Source organism: Pseudomonas sp. F220 (assembly GCF_057813935.1).
Window position 1 is genome coordinate 1 of the sequence record NZ_JBVASJ010000059.1, and the last position, 18,337, is coordinate 18,337.

At 58.8% G+C, this 18,337-nt stretch carries 15 protein-coding genes and 1 pseudogene; 4 read left to right on the top strand and 12 right to left on the bottom strand.

The annotated features are described in order from the left end of the window. Positions 1 to 57 precede the first annotated feature (57 nt). The 7 genes and pseudogenes from ACZYSM_RS27800 to ACZYSM_RS27830 all read right to left on the bottom strand — a co-directional run. A pseudogene (locus ACZYSM_RS27800) lies at positions 58 to 378 on the bottom strand (IS66 family transposase); the annotation flags it as partial. A 138-nt stretch (positions 379 to 516) separates the two neighbouring features. Then, positions 517 to 714, bottom strand: coding sequence for a hypothetical protein (locus ACZYSM_RS27805; RefSeq protein ID WP_489076702.1), 198 nt, complete (start codon positions 712 to 714; stop codon positions 517 to 519). Between the two features lie 55 nt (positions 715 to 769). Next, positions 770 to 1,123: a TetR family transcriptional regulator gene (locus ACZYSM_RS27810; protein ID WP_489076704.1), complete on the bottom strand. Its 354-nt coding sequence runs from the start codon at positions 1,121 to 1,123 to the stop codon at positions 770 to 772. A gap of 41 nt (positions 1,124 to 1,164) precedes the next feature. Continuing rightward, the gene (locus ACZYSM_RS27815) at positions 1,165 to 3,051 is read right to left on the bottom strand and encodes a site-specific integrase (RefSeq protein WP_489076676.1); all 1,887 of its coding nucleotides are present in this window, start codon (positions 3,049 to 3,051) and stop codon (positions 1,165 to 1,167) included. After that, the gene (locus ACZYSM_RS27820; protein WP_489076678.1) at positions 3,048 to 4,724 is read right to left on the bottom strand and encodes a hypothetical protein; all 1,677 of its coding nucleotides are present in this window, start codon (positions 4,722 to 4,724) and stop codon (positions 3,048 to 3,050) included. The genes ACZYSM_RS27815 and ACZYSM_RS27820 overlap by 4 nt, the downstream gene beginning before the upstream one ends. Further along, entirely contained in the window at positions 4,724 to 5,869 is a 1,146-nt protein-coding gene (locus tag ACZYSM_RS27825) for a tyrosine-type recombinase/integrase (protein ID WP_489076680.1), read from the bottom strand. Before ACZYSM_RS27825 ends, ACZYSM_RS27820 begins: the two co-directional genes overlap by 1 nt. A 652-nt stretch (positions 5,870 to 6,521) precedes the next feature. Next, the gene (locus tag ACZYSM_RS27830) at positions 6,522 to 7,226 is read right to left on the bottom strand and encodes a murein L,D-transpeptidase catalytic domain family protein (RefSeq protein ID WP_489076682.1); all 705 of its coding nucleotides are present in this window, start codon (positions 7,224 to 7,226) and stop codon (positions 6,522 to 6,524) included. Positions 7,227 to 7,307: 81 nt separating this feature from the next. Between ACZYSM_RS27830 and ACZYSM_RS27835 the strand changes: the two genes are divergently transcribed. Continuing rightward, positions 7,308 to 9,059, top strand: a complete 1,752-nt coding sequence (locus ACZYSM_RS27835) for a L,D-transpeptidase family protein (protein ID WP_489076684.1) — start codon at positions 7,308 to 7,310, stop codon at positions 9,057 to 9,059. 107 nt (positions 9,060 to 9,166) lie between these two features. Here the strand turns inward: ACZYSM_RS27835 and ACZYSM_RS27840 are convergent, their stop codons facing one another. Next, positions 9,167 to 9,862, bottom strand: a complete 696-nt coding sequence (locus ACZYSM_RS27840; protein WP_489076686.1) for a DUF2182 domain-containing protein — start codon at positions 9,860 to 9,862, stop codon at positions 9,167 to 9,169. Positions 9,863 to 10,011: 149 nt separating this feature from the next. Further along, positions 10,012 to 10,776: a DUF899 domain-containing protein gene (locus ACZYSM_RS27845; RefSeq protein ID WP_489076688.1), complete on the bottom strand. Its 765-nt coding sequence runs from the start codon at positions 10,774 to 10,776 to the stop codon at positions 10,012 to 10,014. Between the two features lie 129 nt (positions 10,777 to 10,905). On the opposite strand from ACZYSM_RS27845, the gene ACZYSM_RS27850 reads away from it, so the two are divergent. Together ACZYSM_RS27850 and ACZYSM_RS27855 are read left to right on the top strand one after the other, a co-directional pair. Beyond that, complete coding sequence (locus tag ACZYSM_RS27850; RefSeq protein WP_489076690.1) at positions 10,906 to 12,126, top strand: helix-turn-helix domain-containing protein; 1,221 nt, start codon at positions 10,906 to 10,908, stop codon at positions 12,124 to 12,126. Positions 12,127 to 12,161: 35 nt separating this feature from the next. Then, complete coding sequence (locus tag ACZYSM_RS27855; protein WP_489076692.1) at positions 12,162 to 12,845, top strand: Vgb family protein; 684 nt, start codon at positions 12,162 to 12,164, stop codon at positions 12,843 to 12,845. A 67-nt stretch (positions 12,846 to 12,912) separates the two neighbouring features. Here the strand turns inward: ACZYSM_RS27855 and ACZYSM_RS27860 are convergent, their stop codons facing one another. From ACZYSM_RS27860 to ACZYSM_RS27870, 3 genes are all read right to left on the bottom strand, one after another. Further along, positions 12,913 to 14,091: a trans-sulfuration enzyme family protein gene (locus ACZYSM_RS27860; protein WP_489076694.1), complete on the bottom strand. Its 1,179-nt coding sequence runs from the start codon at positions 14,089 to 14,091 to the stop codon at positions 12,913 to 12,915. Further along, positions 14,088 to 15,464 carry a pyridoxal-phosphate dependent enzyme gene (locus tag ACZYSM_RS27865; RefSeq protein ID WP_489076696.1) on the bottom strand — a complete coding sequence of 459 codons (1,377 nt, stop codon included), beginning with the start codon at positions 15,462 to 15,464 and terminating at the stop codon, positions 14,088 to 14,090. The genes ACZYSM_RS27860 and ACZYSM_RS27865 overlap by 4 nt, the downstream gene beginning before the upstream one ends. An 834-nt stretch (positions 15,465 to 16,298) precedes the next feature. Beyond that, positions 16,299 to 16,862: a hypothetical protein gene (locus ACZYSM_RS27870; protein ID WP_489076698.1), complete on the bottom strand. Its 564-nt coding sequence runs from the start codon at positions 16,860 to 16,862 to the stop codon at positions 16,299 to 16,301. A gap of 920 nt (positions 16,863 to 17,782) precedes the next feature. Between ACZYSM_RS27870 and ACZYSM_RS27875 the strand changes: the two genes are divergently transcribed. Further along, on the top strand, positions 17,783 to 18,337 hold a 555-nt coding region (locus ACZYSM_RS27875), incomplete at its 3' end, for a hypothetical protein (RefSeq protein ID WP_489076700.1).

Here is an 18,337-nt window from a genome sequence, read left to right on the forward strand (position 1 = left end):
CTTCTTTCCGGTATTGTAAGCGATCCACCAAGTACACCTACCGAATGCGGCTTGCGTTTACCGTGGCATTTCCAGAGAGCAGTTCCACGGCAACAACGCTTCGTAGTCATTTACCGACGAGGCGTGCGGCAAACGCTCCAATACGTGGCGCAGCCACGCATAGGGCTCCTGGCCGTTGAGATTCGCGGTCTCGACGAGGCTGTAAATCGGCGCACTGGCGGTGGCACCTTTGGGCGTATCGCTGAATAGCCAAGCCTTGCGCCCGATTAAAAACGGCTTTATCGCTCGTTCGGCGGGGTTGTTGTCAATCGGTAAAAAACCAGCCTCCACATAGCGCTCCAACCGACTCCAGTTGTTGGCCATGTAATTGACGGCTTTAGCCGTTCACTGCCGGTCATGGTTACTCAACGTGCTGGTCAAGTCTGATACAAATGGCTGGTCAGGCTGAATGCAAATGGGTGGTCAAGTCAGTGCAATTACCCACGCAAGGCCCTCCTTATCTGAGCGCTGTGCAGGTCAACTCGCCCATTCGTGGCCTTCTTCAACGATCTGATGCGTCTCACTAACCACGATGAGCGCCTTACCCCGGTGCACCAAGCAGAAACTCGATACGAGGTCAGCGTCGATATCAGTTGCAGACGTTGTGTCGCCAAGCGTACCAATCCAGACATAACGATAGGTTTCGAGGCACGCCAGGTAGTAGCTGGTAGGCATTGCGTTGCTCCAATCTTCTCGGTTCGCGGCAACAATCTTATGCATGCAGCTCATCTCATGAGCGGGGACCGACCACTCTAAAATCGTTCTGCTTAGCTTTTAAAATCCGATTTTCGTTTATCAGCACTTCGTTGAGAGAAGCAAGGCTGGCGACCTTGGCACGCAGCTCCTCTATCTCCAAACGCAGAGCACGCCCCTTCTCTCGTTCGGCACGTAGATCCTGGTGCTTCACATCGCGCTGAGCGCGGCTAGAGCGCCCTTGAACCTCGCGGATGGCCTCGGCGATGTTCGGATAATGGTTATGGATCAGTGCCGCCGAAACGCCCGCCTCACGTGCTACTGCCGCGATGGTAACTTTCTTTTCATCTGTCTTTGCCCGACCACGTTCAATGCGGTGGAGCGCGAGCATCAGCTCCTTTTCTCGGGCGTCGGCGGGCTTACGTCTGATCGTCACGCTACGTCGCTCTCTGGATCATAGCCAAGCTGCATGAATACATTGCGACAGCGTTCCAGGTCGCGCAGAACGCGCATACGACCACTCTCGCCAATATCGCTGCATTCCAGCAGTTCCTTGAGGTTGCTGTAGAGCTGCCGGTAGATACCAAGATGACGGCGCCCAATCACGGCATTGTTACAGTCACCGCAGCGCGTCCGTTCCAGTGTGTTGCCTACGCAGCCATCATTGTCGGCGGTGCACCAGGCGTGTCCGTTGCTGCGGATGGCGGTACTCTCGGCAATCGAAATCACCATTGTCTGGTGATCCTTGAAGAGGGCAAGGTTAGCTGGGTCGCGCTGCCATCGCTTGATCGAGCGCCCGTAACCGCCAGCCAGTGGATCGTCGCCTAGCCAGCTATTCACAGTGCCGAGCTTGATGTCTTCAAGTTCAGTCTGAATGTCATCGTACAGTTCAAGGTCAAGGTGGCTGCCCCAGCCATCATCCATCGCATAGCCGAGAGCCATGTCCATGCTCCAGTGCGCAAAATGCTCGCGTAAGTAACGTAGATCGCCGAACTGGCTGTGGGCCACGTAGTTGGCGAACTTGCGACGGAACTGGTGGCTGGTAAGCGACCAGTCCACTCCTGCATTCTTGGTAAATGCCTTGAGGGCATGACCCCATGCTTCATTCGACAGGGTGCGAACTTGGTTGCTCTTCCTCGGGGTTACTCCGAGAAACAGCGCATGACGATGCTTCTGCGCATGGATGATTTCCGGGTCGAGTGGGTTGACCTTGCGTCGCTCGACGATCTCGGCGGAGATCATGGCTTGGTAAGGTTCGGCCCAACGCTCCATAAGACGAAGCGCCCGCACGGCTGCCTCGGGGATCATCCAGTCGTGTACCCCGGTATCGGTCTTTTCCGACTTAGAGCGCATCCAATGGAAGATGGTGCCTTCATCATCCTCGGTGCGGTGGTGCGCGCCTAACTGGACGTTGGCCAACTCGTGGTTGCGGCAACCGGAGGTACTGGCCAGTACGATGTAGCAGGCGGTGCGCAGATTTAGAAGTGTTTGGTTGAACGCTGCCAAACCGCCTTCCCAGCCAAGGGCGGCAAGTTTGTGGTTCTTGGCATCAACGACAGCCCAAGGCTTCTGTGCTCTCCGTTCCACTACGACAGCTGCGACGGCATCGCGTAGATCGAGTAAACGCTTGCCGCATTGAACTTGCTCGTAGGCTTTCTCGAACAGGGTGCAGAACACCGTATCCGGCATCAGCAGCGTCTTACTAGCCTGCTTGCGGAACGCACCGCTGCCGGTTAACCCGGCCATAGCTGTAGAAGAAGTTCCATGCCACGGATGCTGTGGGATTGGGTTGTGAGAGTATTGACTCAACTCGTAGAGCGCTTCGACGGCCTTGAAGCGGTTCAAAAGGCCTTTCTGCGACAGCGGTTTATCTTTGCGTTGGCGAGATTGGCGGTACTCCCGGCACTCGGCAGCATAACTTGTGCAGACAATGGGGGTGACCAATTCCAGGTGGGTAAGTGAGAGCTCATCTAGGTAGCGCAGGAAGGACGTTACATTCCTAAAAAACTGGTTCAACGTTCCCCCTTTTGGCCGTTGTTGGCCTTCCCGGCCGCGCCGCAAGTAGCGGTACATGACAGCTTTCATCACTACTCTGAACGCAGTCGGCACATGTTGGAAGTTCAGGTGCTTTTGACTGTCACGCATGTTGCTTGGCATACCGTCTAGCTGCCAACAGTCGTCGCCGTACTGACTGAGAATGACCCAGTGCCCTTCGACTTGAGTGGCGCTCACGATAAGAGTATCGCGCTGGCTCTCGGGTAGTTCGCGTACATCCCTCGGCTGCGCCTCGACACGCGCCCAAGGCAGAGAGGCCATCATGCAAAGGCCTCCAGGTCCGACACCACATCGGACGCCCAGAAGGGGTGTGGCTCGATGCGGGCTCGTTCGCGTGCGGCATCGACGGCCGCGAGTTTGAAGACTCCACGTCTCAGCCCCTCAGCCACGATGTAATCGTCAATCAGTCGGGGTATGTGCGCGTAGTCTCGCGCCCAGCGCTTCTTATCCATGCGCATGCGCTCGGCGAATACACGAAAGTAGAAACTGAATAGCTTGTGCAGGTCGTTGCCCGTCACCGCGTAATGCCGACAGCGCAGGCAGTTAAGGAAGTTGATGCAGGTCGCACCTTCTCGCTTGGGGGCGTACTGGCTGTTTACCGGATCGCCACAGCGCCCCATAGGCGTCGTCTTATAGGTTGCGCCGATGGTGTAAGCCAGCAACTCCTCGACCATGACGTCGCCCATAAACCGCCAGTTGCGCTTGGCATCCTCATTCGGCAGCAGATAGTTTCGTCCGGCCACCTGGGGCGTGTTGCCAAGGGCAATGGCGGTAGTTGCCAGATCACCGTCCAGTAATTCGAAGATGCGGTTGGCGAAGGTCTTGCGCAGGCGTGAAATGTTAATCCGCAGTGGCTGGCCATCGCTGTCCGTGAGCCCGTACTTAGCTACGAGCTTCTGAATGCCGTAGTTCAGGGCCATATCAGACAGTGTAGTGACTTGCCCGGTCCCTTCGTTGCCGCGTGATCGATACAGCCAGACGCGCGCCTGAAGGTTGTCGGGAGCTTCTGCACGTAGCGGCTCGGTGCGGGCAATTACGTGACGGATCATGCGCTCGACGTTGATCTTGACGGTGGGGGTGGATTCCAAAACTCGCTCATTCGTACTTTCACCACGCAGGATGACCTTGCTGGTGTTGTGCCCGCGCCGTTTCCACAGGATCAGGAAGGTGCTATTGTCCTTGGGATGGGCGCGTAGACAATCGCGCCCCATCTCCAGCAGCGGGGTGGTGTTGCGCCCCGTGTGCAACGCTACGATCAGCAGAGCATAAGTTAACAGCTCGCTGGTCAGAGGCACGTCGTCGCGCCAGATCGGCATGACCGCCTGTTTAACCGCCGCCGCGAACGCTTGGCGCTGGGCCTTCGGCAGCGGGGTTTCGCCCTTTGTCTTTCGGTTGCTGTTCGGGAAAGGGTTGCGTGGGAAGGTGGCTGCATCACCAGCGATGACCAAGGCAATCATTCCACGCTGGCCGAGCGCTTGAAGCACCGACTTCGTGCAACTATAGAGGCTCTTCTGGGATGTTGTAGCTACCCCCAGGCCAGCAAGGTGGGCGAGATAGCCATCGATCAGTTCGCGGTCGATGTCGGCCAGGGTCAGTTTGTGTCCGAGTGCGGTCGCACGCAGTACCAGGTAGTCGAGGAAGTTGCGCAAGCCATTGCAATAGTTGACTACCGTACTGACCTCGATCGCAATATCCTGTCCGGCCAAGAAACGCTCAATTTGCCGCTGGCAGGCAAAGGTGATCGGATCAATGCCTGTACCGTACCAGCGGGAAAAGTCGAAACTCCGTTGGCTAGTGGTATTTCGCCCGAAAGTGACCAGTGTGCTGGCTGGTGGGAGAGCTTCGGGAAGCACGATGACACCTCCTTGCGGATCAACGCGATGCTCGACCTGCGGAACGCTGAGATCGGTTCTGACATAGACCTTGCGCTTGCCCATCAGGCCGTCTCCAAATGGTCATTCAGCTCGTCGTCGTAGGCCAGCACCGCGCTATCGGCCAATTCGTTAATCAAATGCAGGTACACCATCGTTGTCTGGATCGAGCTATGGCCGAGCTGCCGTTGCACGAACACCAGAGGTTCTACGTCGCCACGATTGCGTTGCAGAGCAAGCAGGGTATGTGTGGCATAGGTGTGGCGGAGCATATGGGGATAAACCTTAATGCCGACCTTCTTGCCGATATTGCGGACGATGCGCTCGATGCCCTTTCCATCATTGGAGAAGGGCTCCCCAAACTGATTGAGGAACAGCGGCTTGTACTTTGCAGGGCTTGAAGAGCTCCGCTCACCGCGAACCTGGACCACGTAGCGGTGAAGATCGGAGAGGAAGCGGCGACTGACATAGATGTCGCGTGGTTTGCTACCTTTCGTCAGCATGCCATGACCATCGCGCGGATCAAGACGAATCCGAATGTTGCGCTCGCGCCTGCCAGACTTGTCGGGATCGAAGATGTAGGCCAGTGGAATCGTGGCGATTTCCTCGCGACGCAGACCGCTCTGAAGCCCGAGTCGGATCATCATTCGATGATGAGGGTTCTCAGCGGCGTGCAAGAGCGCCCTGATCTCATCCATGCTCAAAAACTTCGGCAACGTTTTATGCGCACGCGGCATCAGGTCATTTGCCATGGCCTTGCCGCCACTGGCATTGACGTGGGCCAGGAATCCGAGCTCACGCTTGACCGTCCGCTCTTCATAGCTAAACGGCAGACGGATCACCCATCCCTGTGTCTGGGCGTATTCGTAGAACTTGCAGACGTAGTGCAACCGTTGTCGTGTTGTTGAGCGAGCCAGCCCGCACTCGACTAGGCAGTAGTCCCGGTAGGCAGCGACAATGCTTTTGGCCTCGCCACGATCAACGTCGCGCCAATCGAGATCATGGACCTGAAGGAAACTGAGGAAGTCGTACAGTGCACGACCTGTACTCGGCCAGGACTTCGTTGACCCAATGGCCCCGCGCAGAAGGTAGTGACGAAGAAAATCATTGGCGGGAGCACAACTCTCCATCGTGTCCCAAAGTAGAATCGGAAAGCCGGTGTACGAACGCCCGGCAATCACCAAATCTTCGGTAGCCCAAACAAGCTCCATCAGCCAGCCCCCACCCTTATGAATCGAAAATCCTCATCGAAAGGACTCAGAGTCAGAGGCTTGAGCCATAGCGTTTGAAGCTATTTAACTCCTTGTTTGTAAACCTAGCCTGTTGTTAACACTTAGCAAGCGCCTAATCATGATCTTTTCCTAAGTTTTTGGGTGCCAGGGCCAACTGGTTGTGAAGATCCTCTCCAGCACATCCGACAACGAATAATCACCAGGCATGGTGTCGACTCCTTTCGAGGAAAAGTACACGCATTGTACCGGCAGTGCCCGTGACAGGTAGCAATTACAGCTTGCTTAGAAATTGCTACAAAGCAAAGAAATTATAGCGGGTTAGCCAAGCTGACCGGGGGGGTGGGGGATTGCTACGCCCAATCCATCATTCGGTGCCACAGAGAAACAGCGGGAGAGAGCTGGGGATGTGCCTAGAGCAGACGTTAAAGGCATTGGGGTGTCTTGTTTTGCAGTTTTATCTGGGCACAAAGGTTGAGAGCGGGATTGGCTTGGGAAAAGGGCGGTGCTGTGATTGAACCGTGAGCACGTCTGGAAAGCGTGATCCGTCACCTCTTACACACAAGGCCGGCTCCCTATTAGAAAGCCCATAAACGACGAAGATGAATCGCACGGCTCTCTCAAACTAAACCATTCAAAAACCCGTACTCGGCTTTGACGCTTCAGCAACGGTGGAGTTGCCGCAATTTACAATTGAAGACGAGCTCAGCCAGCGCTGATCCGGATAATAAGAAAACAACAACTGACCATCTTTCATTGAGTCGATGAGTTGATGAGCAATGGCAGGGCGGACGGCTGGGCAACCTAGACTTCTACCAATGCGGCCGTTCATCCGCGCCAGATCGGGACTGACATAGGGTGCCCCGTGGATGACAATCGCTCGGTCGAGTGCATGATCGTTGAAGCCAGGCTCCAATCCCTCCATGCGCAAGGAATAACCGTTATGACCGACATAGGTCGAACGCGTCCTATACAACCCTAGGCTAGTGGCCTTGCTTTCATTCTGGTTGGAAAATTGACTGGCCATGTTTTCGCCGCTGTTTCGACCGTGGGCGACCAGTTCGTGGAAAAGTAATGTGCGCTGTTTCAAGTCGAAAACCCACAGGCGCTGTTTGGTCGAGGGCAGGGAATAATCAATCACGGCAAGTCTTTGGGCAGGTGCTGCGCCTTGCGCCAATCTGCACTGAGACGCACGTACGGCCAACGCGATAACCTTGGAGTTAGCGTCTGGTGCCGCTTTGACCAGCGCGGCCTCAAGCGAATCGGCGTAGGCTGCTTCTACAGAAATGGACATCAGAAGCATGACTGCCATTAGAAAACCCAAGCGGTCTAGCGGCATGTGCGTATCTCATTACGATTTATTCGAGTCTAGCAGTGTGAAGGATGCTAGCCCTTATGTACGGAAAATTAAGGATTAGCCATGCGGCAGCTATCAAATCTATCCATGTTAAGCCGCGTCTTTTTTATGGGACTTCTGATAGGCAGTTCAGCGACAGCGCACTCTTCGCCGATTTCGCCGACGACTCCATTACCTGGCGTCATTGACGTTGCGCCAGCCGACGCCGTCGCACAGGCTATCCAGGCAATTCTCGCCCAGGGCTCAACGTCTTCCCCTCTACCAGCGGCCTCACCGCGCCACCAGCGCGTGGATGTCAGTCGCGCGGTCATGGATTTTTATGCTCAGCGAAGCTTTCGTGCTGCCTGGACAAACGATAGTGACGTCGCTCAGCTGTTGAAAAGCCTGAACAACACTCAGGCAGATGGTCTGGACCCTGGTGATTTCCGTATCAATGATCTGGCCAGGGCCGAAGCGTCGATGCGCACAACGGCGCCCACCCCCGCACAACGCGCGACGTTTGATATAGCGGCCACCCATACTTACATTACGGCGCTGCTCCAGTTGCGGCGCGGTAAAGTCGATCCCTCTCGTCTGGAAATACATTGGAACTTCGACCCCGTCGACGTCGATCCTCGCGAAGACGTCAAAGGCTTCTTTGATTCAATCGAAACCCATAACGTTGCACGTGCGTTCGATCAAGCACCGCCACAAGATGCGATTTACGGCAGGTTGCGAGAGGGGTTGGCGCATTTGCGCAGGGTTCGAGACATTGGCGGTTGGCCGCTGATTGCCCCGGGGCAGGTCCTCAAGCCAGGCGTGACCGACGCCTCGGTCGCGGTGTTGCGAACCCGTTTGACTGCCGGCGGTTATCTGGGCGAGCCAAAGGCAACGCGGACTGATTACGACGAAACCGTTACGGCTGCGGTTAAAAAGTTTCAAACCGAGCAATACCTTCCGGTGGACGGCGTGGTAGGTGCGGCGACTCTTGCGGCGTTGAACATACCGATAGAGGCACGGATAGACCAGGTTCGAGTGAACATGGAGCGGGCGCGCTGGCTACTGTACAAGCTTCAGGGAACCTTCGTGGTCGTCGATATCGCCGGGTACAAAGTCGCGCTCTATCGCAACGGTAAGGCGATATGGCGTTCTCGTGTTCAGGTCGGTAAACCCTTTCGCAGCACACCGGTCTTTCAATCCGAGATTACTTACGTAACGTTCAATCCTACCTGGACCGTTCCACCGACGATTCTCGACAAAGATATTCTTCCCAAGATTCTGAAGAATCCTCATTACCTTGACGCAAACCGTATTCTAGTCCTTGACAAGCAAGGGGCTGTCGTCGATCTGTCGACCATCGATTGGCACAACCCGCGCGGGATTACGCTCCGTCAGGATGCGGGTCCTGACAACTCTCTTGGCCAGGTCGTTATTCGGTTTCCAAATGACTATGCGATTTATCTCCACGACACGCCTCATCGAGACTTGTTCGCTCAAACACGCCGCGCCACCAGTTCAGGTTGCATCAGGGTCGAAAACCCGCTGCAGTTGGTAGAGCTGTTGTTCAACGACCCGATTCGTTGGAGTACCGCCGCAATTCAGACACGGTTAGCCAACGGTAAGACAGAAAATATTACGCTCCCCGTAAAAGTGCCTGTGCTACTAGCTTATTGGACCGTGGACCTGAGTATCGATGGTCGAGTGACGTTTAAACCCGACGTTTACGGGCACGACTACGCAGTGCTGCAGGCACTGAATTTACCTTCAGAACCGTCCAATTTAGATTTGCCGAGAGCAGGGCTTCCCGCTGTGGCGACGAGGCAAAACAAGCTATGAAGTAACGGGGTATGGAAGATGATCAGCGCATCTTTCACCCTGACTCCGCTGCGGATGGTCCCAGGCTCGCACGGTGGGCGAAGTTCAGACACACCCTGCGAGATGCGTCATCCGAGCCCGGCTGCTCGCGTGATCAGGAACAACCCTGCCCCGATGGCGACGGCTCCGATGGCTCGTGCGACGTGCTTACCGGCCGGTGCGAGACGTTCGATGGTAATGGCTGCCGTTACAGCAGCCATCACACGCAGGTCCATGACCCCGATGACGAGGAGAATCGCCGTCAGGCCTGCACAGCAGTAGCTGCAGTGCAGACCCAGGCGCAGGCCGTGTCGCCAGGCCGTGCCGGCGTCCGCTGGCAACGTACTGCCGTGCCCCGGTGCCGCCCCGCAGCAGGCAAGGTGATGTGCCTTCCACGCGGTGAACTGGAGCGCGCCGGCGATCAGGACGACCATACCGACCGCGAGCGGAACGACGCGCGCCAGCGCCGGCAGCTGCATCTCGACCGTCGCCAGCGTGACGCCTAGCGCAAAGGCGGCCATTCCAAACGAGGTCCACACGAAGAAGTACCCCACGCCCACCAGCACGGTCAGCCGGCCCAGGTGCGTATCGCCTGTCCTGCCGACGGCCTGGCGGTATCGCCACAGCATGGGCACCAAGGATGGCAGCATCATCGCTACCATCATCACGACCCACATGCCGAGGAACGACGCCGTGGCGCCGAGCCACGTCTGGCCGGGCATTCGCATCCACGCCATCGACATCGTCCAGCCGCCGGGCATCGGTATCTCGCCCATCGCCGGCATGGAAGCGCACCAGACGATCGTCACCGCCGCGCTGACAGCGAAGAGCAGCGCCGAGACGCCGAAGAAGGCTCGCTGGGAAGCTAGCTCGCAAGCCCTCCGTCGTGAAATCTCCCGTCTCCCGGCCGCGCCAACGACACCCACTACCTGGCTCACCGCGGGCTGTACTCGTCGTGGCGGCGCCACCAGACGCCCGTTTCGTTGCGCCCCTTTGGGGCACGGTCGAGCCACTGGTACATGCCCCAGAGGCCATCCAGTCCGCGCGCATAGGTGGAATAGGCGTGGTAGACAACGCCGTCCTCGAGCACGAACGCGCTCATGCCCGGTCTATCGCGCGAGTACGTGGGCGCGTCGGTTCCGCAGGTGGCCGCGAACTGGGCGACGGGCTCCGGAACCGGCGTCGCGTCCATTGCGTGGCCGCCGCGCTGGTAGTTGTATTCGACGAGCCCCTTGCGCTGTTGCTCCTCGGTGTACGAGACGTTGAAGTCGAAGTTGAAGTCGCCGCCGAGCGAGGACGCCCAGGGAAACGTCCACCCCATCCGCTGCCTGTACTCCTGCAACTTCGCAAGTGGCGCCCGCGACACCGCCGAAAGCGTGACGTCGTGGCTCGCCAGGTGGACGACGAAGCCGTCGAACCCGTCCGCAATCGCCGAGCAGGACGGACACCCCGCCGTGTAGTCAGGTCCGAACATGAAGTGGTAGACGAGGAGCTGCGAGCGCCCTCTGAAAAGGTCTGCCAACGAGGCACTCCCTTCATCGGTCTCGAATCGGTACTCTTTGTCGACCCGAACCCACGGCAGCGCCTGACGTCGCCGCGCCAGTTCGTCACTGCGCCGCGTGAGCTCCTTCTCCGCCTTGAGCAGCTCGAGCCGAGCTGCCAGCCATTCTTCACGTGTCCCGGTCATGTGTCTGATCATGATTTTGCGCTCCCTTGGTGGTCTGCCGTCGTTCGATCAGTTCTCGATACGACGTGCTGGTAGGTGGTCGTGAGATAGACTAAACACCGGGCATCGGACGGTGGGAGTGACAAGTGTGGCGGGATTCAGATGGACTCGCTGATCACGGCCGCGGCGCGTGCGCTCGCGGCGGGTGATCCCCTCGGCGCACTGAACCGGGTCGCCTTGCGCGACGATGCACCTGCGCTCGCGCTTCGAGGCATCGCGATGGCGCAGCTTGGCGATTTTGTTCGAGCGAAGGCTCTCATGCGAAGTGCGGCGCGTGCCTTCGGTCCGAAAGAGGCCTTGGCCCGCGCGCGGTGTGTCGTCGCCGAGGCCGAGATCGCGCTCGCCTCGCGTGACCTGGGCTGGCCTGCGAAGGCGCTCGACGCGGCGCGAGCAACGCTCGAGGAACACGGCGACCGAGTGAACGCCGCGCATGCGCGTTATCTCGAAATCCGACGCTTGCTCCTGATCGGGCACCTCGACGAGGCTGAGCGCAGGCTCGCCGAGCTTGACCCCACACCTTTGTCGCCTGCATCAAGGGCCGCCCACGAGTTGGTCGTTGCGGGGATCGCGATGCGACGCCTCCAGGCGAAGACGGCGCGGGCTGCGCTTGCTCGGGCCGAGCACGCCGCGCACCACGCCGGTATCCCTGCGCTGACAGCGGAGGTCGCAAGCGCATCCCTTATCTTCAACACGCCCGCGGCTCGCCTGATTGCGCATGGCGAGGAGCGGCTCCTGCTGCTCGAGGAGGTTGAAGCGTTACTGGCCTCAAAGGCGCTCGTCGTGGACGCGTGCCGTCATGTCGTGCGTGACGCGTGCACGCTGGTCTCGCTCGCAAGGCGTCCGGTGTTGTTCGCGCTCGCGCGGGCGTTGGGCGAAGCGTGGCCCGCAGACGTGCCGAGGGAGACGCTCATCGCCCGAGCCTTTCGTTTGAAGCTCACTGATGAGTCCCATCGCGCGCGGTTGCGCGTCGAAGTCGGGCGGCTTCGCGCGGCGCTTCGGACATTGGCCGGCGTGACCGCGACGAAGCGCGGGTTTGCACTGGTGCCGCGCTGCGCACGGGAAGTCGTCGTGCTGGCACGGCCCGTCGAAGAGAAGCAGGCAGCGGTGCTCGCCTTCCTCGCCGACGGTGAATCGTGGTCGAGCTCGGCCCTGGCGCTTGTGCTTGGAACCAGCCAGCGCACCGCGCAGCGGGCACTCGACTCGTTGGCGACATCCGGCAAGGTGCAGTGGTTTGGGCGCGGGCGAGCGCGTCGTTGGATGACCTCATCGGTGCCGGGTTTCGCGACGTCTTTGTTACTCCCCATTCCACTACCGAGTGACTAGGATCACTTCACTACCGAGCTACCAGAGTGGACGACATGAAACGATCAGCAGCCGAAATCATTCGTGAATATGGACCCTTTCCGGGTGTCGACAACGTACATGGGGTCACCTATGACGGTCAGCAAATCTGGTTTGCTAGCGGCGACAAGCTGAACGCCCTCGATCCGGTGGGCGGGAAGACGCTGCGCTCGATTGATGTCGCCGCGCATGCAGGAACGGCCTTCGACGGCCAGCACCTGTTTCAGATCGCCGAGGATCGCATCCAGAAGATAGACCCAAAGACCGGTCGAGTGCTCGCCACGATCCCGGCGCCCGGCGGCAGTGACTCGGGGCTCACGTGGGCCGAAGGGACACTCTGGGTGGGAGAGTATCGGGACCGGAGGATTCATCAAATCGATCCCCAGACCGGGGCGATTCTTCGCACCCTCGAGTCCAACCGTTTCGTCACCGGGGTCACCTGGGTCGACGGAGAACTCTGGCACGGTACCTGGGAAGGTGAGGAGAGCGATTTGCGGCGAGTCGACCCTCGAACGGGAGAGGTCCTGGAGAGCCTCAAGATGCCGCCTGGCGTAGGCGTGTCGGGGCTTGAGTCCGATGGCGGCGATCAGTTTTTCTGCGGAGGCGCAAGCAGCGGGAAAGTGAGAGCTGTCCGCCGACCCAAGCGAGGCTCCGCGGCCGGCAGCGGCTCTGAGATCCCCGTCGACTCCACGAGCAAGTAATCGAAGCGACCGGTTGAATCCACAGGCCAAAGCGACCGGTCACGACGGGCTCATTTCGACCCACTGCTCACATCCGCGCCAGCGCCTGGGCCAGGTCGGCGCGCAGGTCTTGGACATCCTCGACACCCACTGACAAACGCACCAGCGCATCGCCGATGCCGAGCTGCGCGCGAGTGCCTGCGGGGATGCTGGCGTGCGTCATGATCGCCGGGTGCTCGATCAGGCTTTCCACCCCGCCCAGGCTCTCGGCCAAGGCGAAGATCCGCACACTCTCGAGGAAACGCTTGGCGCCGGCCAGGTCGCTGTTCAGGTCGAGGGAAATCATCCCGCCGAAACCGCGCATCTGCCGCAGCGCCAGTTCGTGCTGCGGGTGCGACGGCAGGCCCGGATAATAGACGCGCGCCACCTGCGGCTGATGCGCAAGCCATTGCGCCAGCTCCAGCGCGTTGCTGCAGTGGCGTTCCATGCGCAGCGCCAGGGTCTTCACTCCGCGCAGGGTCAGAAACGCGTCGAACGGCCCGGCGATTGCACCCACCGCGTTCTGCAGGAAGCCCAGGCGCTCGGCCAGATCGACGTTCTGCCCGACCACCGCGATGCCGCCGATCACGTCGGAGTGGCCGTTCAGATACTTGGTCGTCGAGTGCACCACGATATCGAAGCCCAGCTCCAGCGGGCGCTGTATCCACGGGCTGGCGAAGGTGTTGTCGGCCACACAGATGATGCCTCGCTCGCGGCAGATGCGCGCGATGGCGGCGAGGTCACTGAGGCGCAGCAAGGGATTGCTCGGCGTCTCGACCATGACCATCCGCGTGTCGTCCTGCAGCGCCGCTTCGAAGGTCGCCAGATCGGTCAGATCGACGAAGCTGAAGCGATGCCCGGCGCTACGCCGGCGCACCTTGTCGAACAGTCGGAAAGTACCGCCATACAGGTCGTTGCCGGAGACGATGTGCGCGCCAGTGTCGAGCAGTTCGAGCACGGTTGCGATCGTCGCCAGCCCTGAGGCGAAGGCGAATGCCTGGGTTCCGCCCTCGAGGTCCGCGACGCAACGCTCCAGCGCCCAGCGCGTGGGGTTGTGCGAGCGCCCGTAGTCGAGACCTTTGTGCACACCGGGGCTCTGCTGCGCATAGGTGGAGTTGGCGTAAATCGGCGGCATCAGCGCTCCGGTGGAAGGGTCCGGCGACTGTCCGGCATGGATCACACGGGTGGCGAAGGCGCGTGGTGCGGCGGTTTCATCGTGCTGACTCATGTGAGGGATCTCCGCAAGTGATTGAGCATATCGACTCGAGTAATCAGGCCGTGGAAGCCCGAGGCGTCGGCGATGATCGCCACCAGCCCACGGTCGAGCTCCGCCTGCAGTTCAGCCAGACTGGCGCCGGGAGGCAGGGTTTCCACCTTGTCGGTCATCGCGCTGGCCACGGTCATACGGAAGTGCGAAGCGTCTTGGTGCACGCCAAGCAGAATATCGGACTCGTCGATCACCCCGACCAGCCGCTGTCCGTCCACCAGCACCGGCAGTTGCGACACATCAGCCAGGCGCATGCGCTGGAAGGCGGTGAGCAGCGTGTCGTCCGGGCCCACGCTGATCACCCGGCCATCCTCGAAGCGCCGCGCGATCAGGTCGCGCAGATCGCCATAGCCCTTGCGCTGCAGCAGGCCCTGATCGGTCATCCACTGGTCGTTGTAGACCTTCGACAGGTAGCGGGTGCCGGTGTCGCAGACAAAGCTGACTACCCGCTTAGGCTCGGTTTGCTCGCGGCAGTAGCGCAGGGCCGCCGCTAGCAATGTGCCGGTCGAAGAACCGCCGAGAATGCCTTCGGCGCGCAGCAGTTGGCGGGCATGATCGAAGCTTTCCTCGTCGCTGATCGAATAGGCCTGGCGTACGCTGGAAAGGTCGGCAATAGACGGAATGAAGTCTTCGCCGATGCCTTCCACCGCCCAGGAGCCGGGTGTGCCGAGGGTGCCGCTGCGGCTGTATTCGGCGACCACCGAGCCGATTGGATCGGCCAGCACCATGGCCAGGTTCGGCTGCACGCGGCGAAAGAAACGGGTCAGCCCGGTCAGCGTGCCGGCCGAACCGACGCCGACGACGATGGCATCCAGATCATGCTGAGTCTGCGCCCAGATCTCCGGAGCGGTGCTGCACTCGTGGGCCAGCGGGTTGGCCGGGTTGTTGAACTGATCGGCGAAAAAGGCGTCGGGAATCTCCTGCGCCAGCCGCGCGGCAACGTCCTGGTAGTACTCGGGATGGCCCTTGCCGACGTCGGAGCGAGTGATGTGCACCTCGGCGCCCATCGCCTTGAGGTGCAGGACCTTCTCGGTGGACATCTTGTCCGGCACCACCAACACCACCCGGTAACCCTTGGCACGGCCGACCAGGGCCAGGCCGAGGCCGGTGTTGCCAGCGGTGGCCTCGACGATGGTGCCGCCGGGTCGCAGGCGGCCATCGCGCTCGGCGGCGTCGATCATCGCCAGGCCGATGCGATCCTTGATCGAACCGCCGGGGTTCTGCGATTCGAGCTTGAGGAACAGCGTGCACGGGCCGGTATCGAAGCGGCTGACGCGCACCAGCGGCGTATTGCCGATCAGTTCGAGCACGGCGGGGCGGGAGTCGTTCGGCATGTCGTCACCTCGCTGCGCGAATCCGCACTGGATGGACAGTCACCTGCGGCCAGTCAAGCGCGGTAGTCGCAGGCAATGCCTCGCTTGGAACATAGGCCGGGATTGCGCCATCCGCAACCGTCCACAGCCAGCCGGTAGCGTCGCCGCCGAAACGACAAAGCCTGTTGATTGGCGCAATGCTGTTCACTTAAGGAAAAACGCCATGCACCCACCGACCCACCGCCGCAGATTCCTTCCATCGATGCTCAGAACCCAGCGCAGCCAATAGCTGCGTCTCAAGAGGCTCAAGAAGAAAAGTCCAAGAGAGATGGAGATACTTGATCTTCGCTGTTGCGAATATCTGATCTGTCGCGCATCGCCAAGACTACATGAACGCACGTTCTATTCTGGCCGTTCTCTGCCAATCGCCACTTCGGCGTTTGTTGGTCAAGTCGGATGCAAACGATCGTCAGCACCAATGCAATTGGCTGGACGGTGGGAATGCAAGCAGCTGGTCAGATGGGATGCAATTACGCAGGTGCTGTGCCGACTGACCGCTTCTGGCCGATTGTGTTGAAAAAGTCGGCTTCAGTTTCCACGGCAGAAAAGTACGCGTCTGAGATTGAAATCTGTGTTTTGCGCAGAAGGTCCAGGGCTCAGATTTGACGTAGCAGCGTGCAAAAAAGGCGCTTTCACCGCTCAATGCATGGGTAGCCAGGCCGGGTCGACTTTTTCAACACAATCGGCCGATTCCTGCCGGTCACGACTGGCCGAAATCGACTTGAAGCTGCCAGTGCACTAGTGAGCACGGATCATACGGCGGCTATCGGGTACGTCTACTAACTCAGCGACAAGTCATACATGTAACGCCGCAGCTTTACAGGAATTACAGAAAGCCAAAACGTCAATCTCTGACAGAGAAGCTGGTTGCCCCATGCCCGCATCCGCAAAGATGTAGAGGATGTGCCCGCCTGAGGGTGGCAATGCGAAGTTAACGCCAATGATATCTCGGTGCTTCAGTTTGTTAAGAGCCTTCTCTAGCGTGAGCGGCACCGCCGTGCATAGTGCAGGCAAACTACCCGCACCTTGGGCAAGCCCACCGAACCATGAGATGTCCGTGGCTGTAGGGCTGGTCATAAATCTGCCGACGTGAGTCTCGAGCGCTAATTTGAACGGCGAGGTGGACCATGCTGCCGTGCTGTTTTTATGGGTGTCTCGCTGCCTCAGCAATTCATTCTGAAGATAGTCGAAGTGCTCGAAAGCCTCTTGGCTTGTTCCATAGGCGTCAGAGCGATCGCCGGACGTCCAGCTCTCGCGAAATCCGGCAGATGCGTTGCGAATTCGTCTAATCGAGTCTTGAAGATTTCGAGGAGATTTGCCCGTAGCGTCCACAAGAAACTCGATAAATCGTTCAGTCATTTTTGATACCACTTTTAGTTATAAGCGTTACTGAAGAAACCCATTGCGTCGCCTAAAGCCGCAGAATAGGGGCCGTTTATTGATTGGCTGTTGCCTGTGCTAGGCGGCAGCATGAATCGCCCCTGCTTTCGTAGGCAACCCCGGAGGTCCACAAATGTCCGGTTCTTGTCGGCGCTCACCGGCTGCTTTGGGGCCAGGCTGTGTGAAAACGTTTTAGAGCGAGTTTGACAGTCAGAACCGCAATGAAAATCGCGTTCCTACGCAAATTTCAGGTCTGGCTGACCAACTAAACGTTGGCAGATTTTACGTAGCAACGCAGACTTTAAAACGGTGCATGCGTTTTCACACAGCCTGGGTCGAGTGCCGTCGGTCGTCACTACGGCGTGTGCTGGTCAAGCCGCATGGAAGCGGGTGGTCAATACGAATGCAAATGCCTGATCAGATGGAACGCAATTGGGTGGTCAAGTCGGTGCAATTACGCATTCTGGAAAAAAGTCCGAAACCACCGGGCATCAACTCTTAATCATATGGCGTCATTTTCGGCATCGTAACCCCGCATACTCAATCAATGGTTAATTGTCACTTTCAGGGCAGCCGGCCCCGTCTGGCCTACCGGTAGCTCGTTTTTAACGCTTGGAGTGGCTGACCTCTCTGGGCATGACTGGAGAGCTTCCAGTAATCAGAATTGAACTAGGCAACGGGGCCGGCTGTGTAAAAAAACATGTAGAAGACATCATTTTTGCATCGCCTGCAGGCAGGAATCGCCACCAACCGCGGTAACTATCAGATCGTGCAGGAGTTTGATCTAATCTCTTCGCTTCGTACTTCGCCCAGGTTTGAAGGGGCGACGCGTTTCAAGCTACGAAGGGCCGCCACGGAGATGGACGCTGTGACGAAATCAATCCACGGGGAACAGTTCAATGGCCGATTTAGCTTCGTCGATTCTCACGGAAGCGTTGAGAGCGCTCAAGGCAACAGGTTCTGATGGCTTCGAAGGGCTTATTGCCCAAATGCTCTCACGTTTGACGGGGTTGCAGTTCCTTCTGGCTGCAAGCGGCAGGCAGGAAGGGCGAGATCTTCGTGCGCGAAGTGAGTACGGAACGCATATCGCAGTAGAGTGCAAGCGCTATGGAAGCAAGACACCGCTGGATGAGCGCGAGCTGATTGCCGAGCTGGCGCAGGTGAGTAGGTCTTTACCACATCTGGATCTCTGGGTCCTGGCCACAAGTCGATCTGTCCCAGACTTGCTCGAGCAGCAACTGGAAAGCGAGGCGCAGAGGCATGGCGTCGCGTTCGCCATCCTTGATTGCCCAACACAGTCGACGGGAACCCTCGCTGCATTGTGTGCGGAGTATGCCGATGACGTTCTGTCACGGCTACTAGACGCCCAAAAAACGACCGTTGCAAATGCTCTCGAGGAAATCCGAAGAGATAGCAACTTTCCAAGTCTCATCGAAGGTGTCAGGAAGACATTC